General features: G+C 66.8%; 12 protein-coding genes. 10 read left to right on the forward strand and 2 right to left on the reverse strand.

Annotation, left to right across the window (positions count from 1 at the left end; all coding sequences use genetic code 11):
• Positions 1–15 precede the first annotated feature (15 nt).
• Positions 16–696 carry a Fe2+-dependent dioxygenase gene (locus ABD927_RS03420; RefSeq protein WP_345246331.1) on the reverse strand — a complete coding sequence of 227 codons (681 nt, stop codon included), beginning with the start codon at positions 694–696 and terminating at the stop codon, positions 16–18.
• A 138-nt stretch (positions 697–834) separates the two neighbouring features.
• Positions 835–3,132: a catecholate siderophore receptor Fiu gene (locus ABD927_RS03425; protein ID WP_345246333.1), complete on the reverse strand. Its 2,298-nt coding sequence runs from the start codon at positions 3,130–3,132 to the stop codon at positions 835–837.
• Positions 3,133–3,623: 491 nt separating this feature from the next.
• Here ABD927_RS03425 and ABD927_RS03430 point away from each other — a divergent pair, with 491 nt between their 5' ends.
• The 10 genes from ABD927_RS03430 to hisG all read left to right on the forward strand — a co-directional run bounded on the left by ABD927_RS03430 (position 3,624) and on the right by hisG (position 11,499).
• Positions 3,624–4,469 (forward strand): ABC transporter ATP-binding protein, encoded by an 846-nt coding sequence (locus ABD927_RS03430; protein WP_345246335.1) that lies wholly within the window; start codon positions 3,624–3,626, stop codon positions 4,467–4,469.
• A complete protein-coding gene (mlaE, locus tag ABD927_RS03435; RefSeq protein WP_345246337.1) occupies positions 4,466–5,257 on the forward strand; it encodes a lipid asymmetry maintenance ABC transporter permease subunit MlaE in 792 nt (263 codons plus the stop codon). The genes ABD927_RS03430 and mlaE overlap by 4 nt, the downstream gene beginning before the upstream one ends.
• Before the next feature lie 58 nt (positions 5,258–5,315).
• A complete protein-coding gene (mlaD, locus tag ABD927_RS03440) occupies positions 5,316–5,849 on the forward strand; it encodes an outer membrane lipid asymmetry maintenance protein MlaD (protein WP_345246339.1) in 534 nt (177 codons plus the stop codon).
• 19 nt (positions 5,850–5,868) lie between these two features.
• Positions 5,869–6,651, forward strand: coding sequence for an MlaA family lipoprotein (locus ABD927_RS03445; protein WP_345246341.1), 783 nt, complete (start codon positions 5,869–5,871; stop codon positions 6,649–6,651).
• 71 nt (positions 6,652–6,722) lie between these two features.
• On the forward strand, positions 6,723–7,400 hold the full coding sequence (locus ABD927_RS03450) for an MlaC/ttg2D family ABC transporter substrate-binding protein (protein ID WP_345246343.1): 678 nt from the start codon (positions 6,723–6,725) through the stop codon (positions 7,398–7,400).
• 65 nt (positions 7,401–7,465) lie between these two features.
• Positions 7,466–8,461 (forward strand): ABC transporter ATP-binding protein, encoded by a 996-nt coding sequence (locus ABD927_RS03455; protein WP_345246344.1) that lies wholly within the window; start codon positions 7,466–7,468, stop codon positions 8,459–8,461.
• The gene (locus ABD927_RS03460) at positions 8,458–9,282 is read left to right on the forward strand and encodes an ABC transporter permease (protein WP_345246346.1); all 825 of its coding nucleotides are present in this window, start codon (positions 8,458–8,460) and stop codon (positions 9,280–9,282) included. The genes ABD927_RS03455 and ABD927_RS03460 overlap by 4 nt, the downstream gene beginning before the upstream one ends.
• Before the next feature lie 2 nt (positions 9,283–9,284).
• Positions 9,285–9,533, forward strand: coding sequence for a BolA family protein (locus ABD927_RS03465; protein WP_345246348.1), 249 nt, complete (start codon positions 9,285–9,287; stop codon positions 9,531–9,533).
• Complete coding sequence (gene murA / locus ABD927_RS03470; RefSeq protein WP_345246350.1) at positions 9,533–10,816, forward strand: UDP-N-acetylglucosamine 1-carboxyvinyltransferase; 1,284 nt, start codon at positions 9,533–9,535, stop codon at positions 10,814–10,816. The genes ABD927_RS03465 and murA overlap by 1 nt, the downstream gene beginning before the upstream one ends.
• Entirely contained in the window at positions 10,813–11,499 is a 687-nt protein-coding gene (gene hisG / locus ABD927_RS03475; protein ID WP_345246352.1) for an ATP phosphoribosyltransferase, read from the forward strand. Before murA ends, hisG begins: the two co-directional genes overlap by 4 nt.
• Positions 11,500–11,509: the final 10 nt, after the last annotated feature.

Here is an 11,509-nt window from a genome sequence, read left to right on the forward strand (position 1 = left end):
GCCGCGGTTCGTTTTTCAGGGTTCGGCCCAGCGCCGCAGCAGGTTGTGGTAATGGGCGGTCAGCGCCACCGCCTCCGGCGTTTCGCCGTACTTCTCGCGCAGCGACTGGATGGTTGTGTCGAGCGTGAACAGCATGGTGCGCGCGCTGTCGTCGCGGATCATGCTTTGCGTCCAGAAGAAGGCGCCGACCCGCGCGCCGCGCGTGACGGGCTCGACCCGGTGCAGACTGCTGGATGAGTACAGCACCATGTCGCCGGCCGGCAGCTTGACCTCGTGCTCTCCGAAAGTGTCGTGCACGATCAGCTCGCCGCCGTCGTAGTCTTCCGGTTCGCTCAGGAACACCGTGGAAGACAGGTCGGTGCGCAGCCGGTAGTCGGCCCCCGGCACGCCGCGCACGGCGCCGTCCACGTGCGCGCCGTAGGTTTCGCTGCCTTCGTAGCGATTGAACAGCGGCACCATCGTGCGCGCAGGCAGCGCCGCGGCGAAGAACATCGGGTGCGACATCACGGCTTTCTGGACGATCCGCCCCAGCTCCTGGCTGACCGGCGAATGCTCCGGCAGCTGCCGGTTGCGCTTGAATTGCGCCCCCTGCGAGCCGACCGTCGCGCGGCCGTCGATCCAGTCCGCCGCGTCGAGCCGCTGCCGCAACTGGCGCACTTCGTCCTTGGTGAGGACGGCGGGAATGTGCAGCATCATGATGTAGATTCCTGAAACGGAAACGCCTACCGGCGATGCCGGTAGGCGTCGGTGCAGGGAAGTCTAGCATCGGCTTCCCCTGCGGACTTGAGCTATCGCAACATCCGGTTCGGCGGGCGGCTTGGCGGCCGCCAAGGATCAGAAGCTGATGTTGGCGCTCAGGATCGCGGTGCGTGGCGTGCCGAGCATGTAGCGATAGCCGCTCTTGTTGATAGAGGCCGTGTAGTCCTTGTCGAACAGGTTATAAATGTTCAGCTGCAGGCTGATGTTGCGGTTCAACTGGTAGCTGGCCATCGCGTCGAAAACTACGTAGCCGTCGGTACTGAACGGGACGTAGTTATCGGCGTCAGAGCCCTTCGTCAACTTGCTGACGTAGCGGGCTCCGCCGCCCAATGTTACGCCGCTGGGCAGCCGATAGGTCGACCACAGCGACACCGCGTGCTTAGGCGTGTAGCCGAGGAGATCAGAGCCGTCAGAGGTAATTGAATTGCCTTGTTCGATGGTTGCGTGTTGGTAGGTATAACCGCCCATGACCGACCAGCGCGGGGTGATGGTACCAACGGCGCCAAGTTCCAGGCCCTGGATGCGCTGACTGCCGATCTGACCGTAGCTAGTATTGTCTTCCAGCGCTACGACCTGGTTATCGATATCGGTCCGGAACAGCGCAGCCGAAGTCAGCAGGCGCTTCTCGAACAATTCCCACTTGGTACCCAATTCGAACGTCTTGGCCTTGCCAGGGGCCACGCTTTGTGCACCTTCCGGTCCACTGCTCGAGGCCAGGGAGAAGTTTGCGCCGCCCGGGGCTTGCCGCGAAACAGCGTAGTTCGCGTAGACGTTCCCATTGGGGGCGAGGCGATAGAGAGCGCCAAGCTTCCAGGTGAAGAGCGTGTCGGAGGTCTTCAGGTCTACTGGCGCGGTTGCCGTGGCGCTGGAGTACCCCGAGTACTCAGTCTTGTAGTGGTCCACCCGCAGGCCGCCATTGACTTGTACTCGATCAGTCAGTTCAACGGTGTCGAATGCATAGGCAGCGATCGTGTCGGTCTTACCTTTGTTGGAATTGATGCTGCCATTGTCGACGGCAAACACATTGCTGTTCGGGTTATACACATTGACAGCCGGGGCTGAGCCGGTATGGTTGTACAGCGTCTGTTCCTCGCGGATCAGCTCAAAGCCTGCGCTGACGGTATGTTTGAGGCTGCCAGTCGCAAACTTGCTTGTCAGGTTAGTCTGGTTCGTGATGATCTGATTGTCGGAATCGCGGAAATTCAGCGGGCTGCGGGCCATGAACCATTGCGAATAGTCCGTAGGATTCGCAGGGTTGTACGTGAGGCTGGGGGCGGAGCCGTTACGACCCGGCTCAGGGCTGTACATGAATGCGGTCAGCAGGTAATTCTGCTTGGTTTGGGCCCAGCGCGTAATGTTGCGAATCGTGGTGTCAGCCGACAACTTGTGCTCGATGCGAGCTGTCAGCATGTCGGTGGTCGAGTCGTCGTGGTCAGATGCCGTGCCGTAGAAGTTGCTGCTATCCACTTTCGGAGCCGAGGCCAGCCAGGGGAATTGGTCTATTTTCTTACCCTGAAGGCCCATTCCAAGGGTCGCAATCCCACCGTCCGGCGTGTTGTTCTGCTTCACGTGGACATAGTCCAGGTATACCGTGGTGGGCGTGTTCAGGCCGAACGCCAGCGAGGGCGCCACGCCCCAGCGTTCGTTGTCGACCTTGTCGCGGCCGGGCACGTCGGCCTTGTGGCCCATTACGTTCAGCCGCATGGCCGAGGTTTCGCCCAGTTGGCGGTTCCAGTCGATGGTGCCCCGCAGGTAGCTGTCGGTGCCCAGGCTGCCGGTGGCGTCGAAGCTGTTTTCCAGGTGGGGCTTCTTGGTGGCCAGGTTGATCGAGCCGCTGGGGGCGCTGCGGCCGAAGTCGGAGCCCGACGGGCCCTTGACCACTTCCACCGATTCGATGTTGAACATGTCGCGGTACACCGTCGCGGTGTCGCGGATGCCGTCGACATAGATGCTGTTGGACGTATTGATGCCGCGCATGAAGATCGCGTCACCCACGCTGGTGTTGCCGTTCTCGCCGGCGAAGAAAGTGCCGGCGCCGGCCACGTTGCGCATGGCTTCCGTGAGCGTGGTGGCCTGCTGCTGCCGGATCACTTCCTGCGGGATGACCGTGATGGTCTGCGTCGTGTCCACCAGGGGCTGGGTGAACTTGGGCGACGACAGCTGATCGACCTTGTAGCCTTCGCTCGCGGCCTGGCCCTCGACCCGGACGGCGGGCAGGGTGGGCGAGGCGGCGGTGGCCGGCGGCGTGGTCTGGGCGCCGGCCGGCAGGCTCAGCGCCAGTCCGGCGGCCAGGGCGGCCGAGGTGGCCAACGAGGTTTGAGTGCGCATGCTTCCGGCAACGGGATGCTTGCGGCTCTTGATGTGCGACGACATAACAACTCCAACGGATGGGTGGCGACGAATCATTCTTCGGGGGATCCGGGCGGCCCCACGCCGGCCCCGGCAGGACGCGCCGCCGAACCGCGGCGGCGCGATCACTAATATTAATGAGAATAATTGTTATTTAATATCCCATACAGCGCTTGAAAAATCCACCCGCGTCCCCAAAAGTTCTTTCCGTGGTGTTGCAGAAAGCGCAAAAGCCGTTTCAACCGACTGCAAAGATTGCCATGACACAAACCTGGGGACGCATGCGCCTCGGTTTACCCGCCTTCCCCGCAAGCCCCGTGCGGCGGCCTTTGCGGGGATATTGCCGCAGTTGCCGCATACTCCGGGCGCCATGAAAGCCGCGCTGCCCGAAGCCGGGCAATGTCCCTGCGCCGTGCGCTGCTTCCCCCGTGCTGCGCGGCACAACTGCTAGAATCGACCGCTCCCAAGAACCCGGCACCCCCTGGGCGCCCCCACGCGACCGCACACCCGTTCCAATGCCCGATACGGAGACCCCCGTCCCACCCGCGCACGAGACCGCGCTGGCCTTCGAAGGCTTGTCGGTGGGCTACGGCGACCGCACCATCCTGAAAGACATCGACATGCAGGTCGGGCGCGGCGAGGTCGTGGCGGTGATGGGCGGCTCCGGATCCGGCAAGACCACGCTGCTGCGCGCGGCGGTCGGGCAACTGGCGCCGCAGCGGGGCACGGTGCGCGCGCTCGGCCGCGACCTGGCCGGGCTGGCGGACGCGGAACTGTTCAAGGTGCGCCAGCAGATGGGCGTGCTGTTCCAGCAGGGCGCCCTGTTCACCGACCTCGATGTGTTCGAGAACGTCGCCTTCCCGCTGCGCGAGCATACCCGGCGCCCCGAGGCCGAGATCCTCGACATCGTGCTGGGCAAGCTGCAGGCCGTCGGCCTGAAGGCGGCGGCCTACCTGCGCACCTCGGAAATTTCCGGCGGCATGGCGCGGCGGGTGGCGCTGGCGCGCGCGGTGGTGCTCGACCCCGAGCTCATCCTTTATGACGAGCCTTTCGCCGGCCTGGACCCGATCTCGCTGGGCGTGACCGCGCAGCTGATCCGCCACATGGCCGACACCCTGGGCTGCGCCTCGGTGCTGATCACCCACGACGTGCAGGAATCGTTCGCGATCGCCGACCGCGTCTACCTGCTGGGCCGCGGCTCGCTGGTGGCCGCCGGCACGCCGGCCGAGCTGTCGGCCTCCACCGATCCGTTCGTGCGCCAGTTTCTGCGCGGCGAGCCCGACGGCCCGGTGGCTTTCCACTACCCTGAAACGCCGGCCTACCAGGCCTGGCTCGACCGGCAGCGGAGGGCGCGGCCATGAATAACGTGGTGTCGCGGTTCCTGATGGCGCTGGGCGGCGGCGCGCTCGACTGGGTCGCCGGCCTGGGCAATTTCTTCCGCTTCTTCCTCGGCCTGCTGGCCAAGAGCGGCACGGCGCTGCGCCGGCCGCGGCTGGTGGTGCAGCAGATCCACTTCATCGGCAATTATTCGCTGATCATCATCGCCGTGTCGGGCCTGTTCGTGGGTTTCGTGCTGGGCCTGCAGGGCTATTACACGCTCAACCGCTACGGCTCGGAAGAGGCGCTGGGCCTGCTGGTGGCGCTGGCGCTGGTGCGCGAGCTGGGGCCGGTGGTGACCGCGCTGCTGTTCGCCGGCCGCGCCGGCACCTCGCTCACGGCCGAGATCGGCCTGATGAAAGCCGGCGAGCAGTTGTCGGCGATGGAAGTGATGGCGGTCGACCCGGTCCGCCGCGTGCTGGTGCCGCGCTTCTGGGGCGGCGTGATCGCGATGCCGCTGCTGGCGGCGGTGTTTTCCGCGGTCGGCGTGCTGGGCGGCTGGGGCGTGGGCGTGCTGATGATCGGCATCGACCAGGGTTCGTTCTGGTCGCAGATGCAGGGCGGGGTCGACGTCTGGAAGGACGTCGGCAACGGCGTCGTGAAAAGCGTCGTGTTCGGCTTCGCGGTCACGCTGATCGCGCTGCACAGCGGCTATCGCGCCAAGCCCACGCCCGAGGGCGTGTCGCGCGCCACCACGCTCACGGTGGTGATCGGTTCGCTGGCGGTGCTCGGGCTGGACTTCCTGCTCACCGCCCTCATGTTCGGGGATTGACGGGCCCCGCTGAAAGAAACAACAGGCCGCGCCGCGGGCACGGCCGGAGGACTGGAAAATGTCGCGTGACAAAGTGGATCTGTGGGTGGGGCTGTTCGTCCTGCTGGGCGGGCTGGCGCTGGTGTTCCTGGCGCTCAAGGCCGGCAACCTGAGCAGTTTTTCGTATGGCTCGACCTACCAGGTCACCGCCAATTTCGACAACATCGGCGGCCTCAAGGCGGGCGCGCCGGTCAAGAGCGCCGGCGTGGTGGTGGGCCGGGTGCGCGGCATCGCGTTCGACGACCAGATGTTCCAGGGCGTGGTCACGCTCGACATGGACGCGCGCTACCGCTTTCCCACCGACTCGTCGGCCAAGATCCTGACCTCCGGCCTGTTGGGGGAACAATACATCGGCATCGAACCCGGCGGCGACGAGAAGAACTTCGCCCAGGGAGACAAGATTCGTTACACCCAAAGCGCGGTGGTGCTGGAAAATCTGATCAGCCAGTTCCTGTACAGCAAAGCCGCGGAAGGCCCGCCCGCAGGCCAATCCGCGCCGCCCGCCGGACAGCCCGCTCCCGCGCCCGCCGCGCCGCAGCCCGCCGCCCCTTAGCCCGTTCACGAATACCAAAATGAATAAGAATCTGCTTGCAATGGCGCTCGCCGCCTTATTGAGCGGCTGTGCCGCCACGCAGGGCCAAGGCGGCGATCCCCGCGATCCGCTGGAAGGCTTCAACCGTGGCGTCTACAAGTTCAACGACACCGTAGACCGCCACGTGCTCAAGCCGGTGGCCCAAGGCTATGTCGACGTCGTGCCGCAGCCCGTGCGTTCCTGCGTCAGCAATGTGTTCTCCAACCTGGACGACGTCTGGTCGGCCGCCAACAGCTTCCTGCAGAACCGCGCGCCCGACGGCATCAACACCGTCCTGCGCGTGCTGTTCAACAGCACGGTCGGCGTGTTCGGCTGCTTCGACGTCGCCTCGGCCAACAACGCGCCGCGCATCCATGCCGATTTCGGCCAGACGCTGGGCGTGTGGGGGCTGGGCCCGGGTCCGTACCTGGTGCTGCCGCTGCTCGGTCCCAGCACCATCCGCGACGCCAGCGGCACCGCGGTCGACTTCTACGCCGACCCGGTCTCCATCGGCAATCTGGTCGACGACGTGCCGGTGCGCAATTCGCTGTACGGCCTGCGCGCGGTCGACACCCGCGCCAAGCTGTTGCAGGTGGGCAATCTGTTGAACGACGTCGCGCTCGACCCCTACACCTTCACGCGCGACGCCTATCTGCAGCGCCGCGACTCGCTGGTGCGCGGCGCCAGGCCGGGCAACGGCGGCGACGAGGCGCTGCCGGATTATTCCCTGCCCGACTACGACGATCCCGATGACGCCAAGCCGGCCGCCGGCAACAGCCGCTGACGGTTCCGTCTGAACTCTGCGTTCAGCGCGGGGTCAGACCGGAATGCTTTTGCCATAACGATAGGTCCACGATGAACAACTATTCCTCTTCTTCGCGGGCGGCCGCGCTGCAGCCGTTCGCGCGCCGCCTGCTGTGGCTGGGCACGCTGCTGCTGGCCCTGACGCTGGCGGTCTTCGCCGGCCGCGCCCAGGCGCAGGAAGGCCCCGACGCGCTGGTGCGCAAGCTGACCGACGAAGTCCTGGCCGCGATCAAGGCCGATCCCGCCATCCAGGCGGGCGACCCGCAGCGGCTGCTGCAGCTGGTCGACCAGAAGGTGCTGCCCTACGTCGATTTCGAGAAGACCACGCGGCTGGCGGCCGGCCGCTATTGGCGCCAGGCCACGCCCGACCAGCAGCAGGCGCTGATCAAGGAATTCCGCACCACGCTGGTCCGCACCTATAGCGGCGCGGTGTCGTCGGTCAAGCAACAGACACAGGTCGAGCTCAAGCCGTCGCGCCACGAGCCGGGCGCCACCGACACCGTGGTGCGCACCATCATCAAGCAGCCGGTGGGCGATCCGGTCTCGGTGGATTACCGGCTCGAGCTGGTCAATGGCCAGTGGAAGGTCTACGACGTCAACGTGCTGGGCGTGTGGCTGATCGAAAACTACCGCAACCAGTTCTCGCAGCAGATTTCGCAGGGCGGGGTCGACGGCCTGATCCGGTCGCTGGCGGAACGCAACCGGCAGTTCGAGTCGGCCAAGAAGTAAGCGCGCGGCAGGGGCCCGGTGCCGCCGCGCTTATAATCAAGGGTTTCCTGCCGGCTCCTATCTCCATGTCATCCGCTGTCCGCATCGAGCATGTCTCGAAAGTGTATCCGGCTCCCGTCAGCCTGTGGCGGCGCCTGACCGCCGGGCCCTCCGCCGGCGGCCTGCGCGCCCTGGACGACGTCAGCCTGGAGATCGAGCCCGGCGAATTCTTCGGCCTGCTGGGCCCCAACGGCGCCGGCAAGACCTCTCTCATCTCCATCCTGGCCGGCCTGGCCAAGCCCACCAGCGGCTCGGTGTACGTATGCGGCTACGACGTCGCGACGGATTTCAAGGCCGCACGCCGCGCGCTGGGCGTGGTGCCGCAGGAATTGGTGTTCGACCCCTTTTTTACGGTGCGCGAGACGCTGCGCATCCAGTCCGGCTATTTCGGGCTGCGCAAGAACGACGACTGGATCGATGAAGTGCTGGCCAACCTCGGCCTGACCGCCAAAGCCGACACCAATATGCGCGCGCTGTCGGGTGGCATGAAGCGGCGCGTGCTGGTGGCCCAGGCCCTGGTGCACCGGCCGCCGGTCATCGTGCTGGACGAGCCCACTGCCGGCGTCGACGTCGACCTGCGCCGCACGCTGTGGCAGTTCATCTCGCGGCTGAACCAGCTCGGCCACACCATCCTGCTCACCACCCACTACCTGGAAGAGGCCGAGGAGCTGTGCGGCCGCATCGCGATGCTCAAGGGCGGCCGCATCGTCGCGCTCGATACCACCCGGGCGCTGCTGGCCAAGGTGGGCGGCTCGCGCCTGGTGCTGCACCTGGGCCACGAAGGCTGGCCCGCAGGCCGCCAGCCGGCGCTGGACGCGCGCGTGATCGAACGGCAGGGCAGGCGCGTGGTGCTGCGGCTGGAGTCCAGCCTGGAACTGGAGTCGCTGCTGTCGCAGGTGCGCGCGGCCGGCGGCGTCATCGAGGGCATCGAAGTGGTGCCGGCCGACCTGGAAGACGCCTTCATCGACATCATGCACAGCCCGGCCCCCGCGCCGGCGGCCAAGCTCGTGGAGGCGGCATGAACGCGCCGCGCCCGGCCACGGCCGCCGCCGACAACTTCCCCGGCCTGCAGCCGAACCTGAACGCCGGTTCCGGCTTCGGCACGCTGTTCTACAAGGAAATGCTGCGCTTCTGGAAGGTCGGCTTCCAGACCGTGGCGGCGCCGGTGGTCACCGCGGTGCTGTACCTGCTGATCTTCGCCCACGTGCTGGAGGGCCGCGTCACCGTCTACGACAGCGTGCCGTACACCGCCTTCCTGATCCCCGGGCTGATGATGATGAGCATGCTGCAGAACGCCTTCGCCAACGCGTCGTCGTCGCTGATGCAGAGCCGGGTCACCGGCAACCTGGTGTTCATCCTGCTGCCGCCGCTCACCACCTGGGAGTTCTTCTGGGCCTACGTGCTGGCTTCGATCGTGCGGGCGCTGGTGGTGGGGCTGGGCATCTACCTGGTCGCGCTGCTGTTTTCCTCCGGCCACGTGGCCGAACCGCTGTGGCTGGCGGTCTTCGCGTTGCTCGGCAGCGGCATCATGGGCGTGCTGGGCCTGATCGCCGGCATCTGGGCCGAGAAATTCGACCAGATGGCGGCCTTCCAGAATTTCCTGATCGTGCCGGCCACTTTCCTGTCCGGCGTGTTCTACTCGGTGCATTCGCTGCCGCCGTTCTGGCAGGCGGTGTCGCACTGGAACCCGATCTTCTACACCATCGACGGCTTCCGCTACGGTTTCTTCGGCATTGCCGACGTCTCGCCGTGGCACAGCCTGGCCGTGACCGGCGCCGCCTTCGTGCTGCTGGCGGCGTTCGCGCTGCGCCTGCTGTTCTCGGGCTACAAACTACGCTATTGACCATGAACCTCCCCCTCCCCACGCCGGAACTGGTGCGGCAGTACATCGTCGACGGGCTGCCCTGCCAGCACGTCGAGGTCCAGGGCGACGGCCAGCATTTCGAGGCCGTGATCGTCAGCGCGGCCTTCGAAGGCAAGCGCTCCCTGGCCCGCCACCAGATGGTGTATGCCGCGCTGGGCGACAAGATGCGGGCCGAGATCCATGCCTTGTCGATGCGTACCCTGACCCCGGCCGAATTCGAGGCGAGCTGATGGACAAACTGCTGATCACCGGCGGCCGCCCGCTGCGCGGCGAAGTGGCGATCTCCGGCGCCAAGAACGCGGCGCTGCCGTGCCTGTGCGCGGCGCTGCTCACGGCCGACACCGTCACGCTGGAAAACGTCCCGCAGCTCAACGACATTGGCACCACGCTCAAGCTGCTGCGCCGGATCGGCGTCAAGGCCGAGCGCGATACCACCGACCACGGCGAGGACGGCAGCAGCGTCGTGCTGGCGGCCGACCAGGTGCAGGCGCTGGAGGCGCCGTACGAGCTGGTCAAGACCATGCGCGCGTCGATCCTGGTGCTGGGGCCGATGCTGGCCCGCTTCGGCGAGGCCCGCGTCAGCCTGCCCGGCGGCTGCGCCATCGGCCAGCGCCCGGTCGACCAGCACATCAAGGGCCTGGCCGCGATGGGGGCCGACATCAGCATCGAGCACGGCTTCGTCGTCGCCCGCGCCAAACGCCTGCAGGGCGCCGTCATCCGCACCGACATGGTCACCGTCACCGGCACCGAGAACCTGCTGATGGCGGCCGTGCTGGCCGAGGGCCGCACCGTGCTCGAAAACGCCGCGCGCGAGCCCGAGGTGGTCGACCTGGCCGAACTGCTGATTGCCATGGGCGCGCGCATCAGCGGCCACGGCACCGACCGCATCGTGGTCGAGGGCGTGCAGCGGCTGCACGGCGCCACGCACCGCGTGATGCCCGACCGCATCGAGGCCGGCACCTTCCTGTGCGCGGTGGGCGCCGCCGGCGGCGAGATCGTGCTGCGCAACGTCGCCCCCGGCAGCATGGGCGCCACGCTCGACAAGCTCCGCCAGGCCGGGCTGGCCGTCGAATGCGGGCCAGACTGGATCCGGGCCGGCATGCCGGGGCGGCCGCGCGCGGTGGATTTCCGCACCCAGGAATACCCCGGCTTCGCCACCGACATGCAGGCCCAGCTGATGGCGCTCAACGCCATCGCCGACGGCACCGCGGTCATCACCGAAACCATTTTCGAAAACCGCTACATGCACGTGCAGGAGCTGCGCCGCATGGGGGCCGACATCGACATCGACGGCCACACCGCGGTGGTGCGCGGCGTGCCGCGCCTGTCGGGCGCCGCCGTGATGGCCACCGACCTGCGCGCTTCCGCCAGCCTGGTGATAGCCGGCCTGATGGCCGAGGGCGAAACCCTGGTCGACCGCATCTACCACCTGGACCGCGGCTACGAAAGCATGGAGCGCAAGCTGCTCCAGCTCGGCGCCGACATCCGGCGGGTGGCGGGGAGCTGGCAATGAGCCCGTTCGCGGCCAGCGCCAACGCGCCGATTACGCTGGCGCTTTCCAAGGGCCGGATCTTCGAGGAAACGATGCCGCTGCTCGGCGCGGCCGGCATCGAGGCGGCCGAGGATCCGGAAAAATCGCGCAAGCTGATCCTGCCCACCAGCGATCCCGGCGTGCGCATCATCATCGTGCGCGCCTCCGACGTGCCCACCTATGTGCAGTACGGCGCGGCCGACATGGGCGTGGCCGGCAAGGACGTGCTGATCGAGCATGCGGCCGAGCACGGCGGCGGCCTCTACCAGCCGATCGACCTGCGCATCGGCAAGTGCCGGCTGTGCGTGGCCGTGCCGGCCGGCTTCGACTATGCCAGCGCGGTGCGCCAGGGCGCGCGGCTGCGCGTGGCCACCAAGTACGTGCAGGCGGCGCGCGAGCACTTCGCCGCCAAGGGCGTGCACGTCGACCTGATCAAGCTGTACGGGTCGATGGAGCTGGCGCCGCTGGTCGGGCTGGCCGACGCCATCGTCGACCTGGTCTCCACCGGCAGCACGTTGCGCGCCAACAACCTGGTCGCGGTGGAAGACATCATGCCGATTTCGTCGCGCCTGATCGTCAACCAGGCCGCGCTGAAGACGCGCCGGGACCGCCTGCAGCCCCTGATCGACGCTTTCGCCCGTGCTAGTTCGGAGATGCCGGCATGAGCATCGCCCG

This window comes from Pigmentiphaga soli (assembly GCF_039541095.1).
In the GTDB taxonomy this organism is placed as follows: Bacteria; Pseudomonadota; Gammaproteobacteria; order Burkholderiales; family Burkholderiaceae_B; genus Pigmentiphaga; species Pigmentiphaga soli.

Bases quoted from the DNA above. Each gene is read 5' to 3' on its own strand.
- ABD927_RS03425 (WP_345246333.1), bottom strand. From the start codon at position 3,132: ATGTCGTCGCACATCAAGAGCCGCAAGCATCCCGTTGCCGGAAGCATG.
- ABD927_RS03450 (WP_345246343.1), top strand. From the start codon at position 6,723: ATGAACAACTATTCCTCTTCTTCGCGGGCGGCCGCGCTGCAGCCGTTC.
- mlaD (WP_345246339.1), top strand. From the start codon at position 5,316: ATGTCGCGTGACAAAGTGGATCTGTGGGTGGGGCTGTTCGTCCTGCTG.
- mlaE (WP_345246337.1), top strand. From the start codon at position 4,466: ATGAATAACGTGGTGTCGCGGTTCCTGATGGCGCTGGGCGGCGGCGCG.
- hisG (WP_345246352.1), top strand. From the start codon at position 10,813: ATGAGCCCGTTCGCGGCCAGCGCCAACGCGCCGATTACGCTGGCGCTT.
- ABD927_RS03445 (WP_345246341.1), top strand. From the start codon at position 5,869: ATGAATAAGAATCTGCTTGCAATGGCGCTCGCCGCCTTATTGAGCGGC.
- ABD927_RS03430 (WP_345246335.1), top strand. From the start codon at position 3,624: ATGCCCGATACGGAGACCCCCGTCCCACCCGCGCACGAGACCGCGCTG.
- ABD927_RS03455 (WP_345246344.1), top strand. From the start codon at position 7,466: ATGTCATCCGCTGTCCGCATCGAGCATGTCTCGAAAGTGTATCCGGCT.
- murA (WP_345246350.1), top strand. From the start codon at position 9,533: ATGGACAAACTGCTGATCACCGGCGGCCGCCCGCTGCGCGGCGAAGTG.
- ABD927_RS03460 (WP_345246346.1), top strand. From the start codon at position 8,458: ATGAACGCGCCGCGCCCGGCCACGGCCGCCGCCGACAACTTCCCCGGC.
- ABD927_RS03420 (WP_345246331.1), bottom strand. From the start codon at position 696: ATGATGCTGCACATTCCCGCCGTCCTCACCAAGGACGAAGTGCGCCAG.
- ABD927_RS03465 (WP_345246348.1), top strand. From the start codon at position 9,285: ATGAACCTCCCCCTCCCCACGCCGGAACTGGTGCGGCAGTACATCGTC.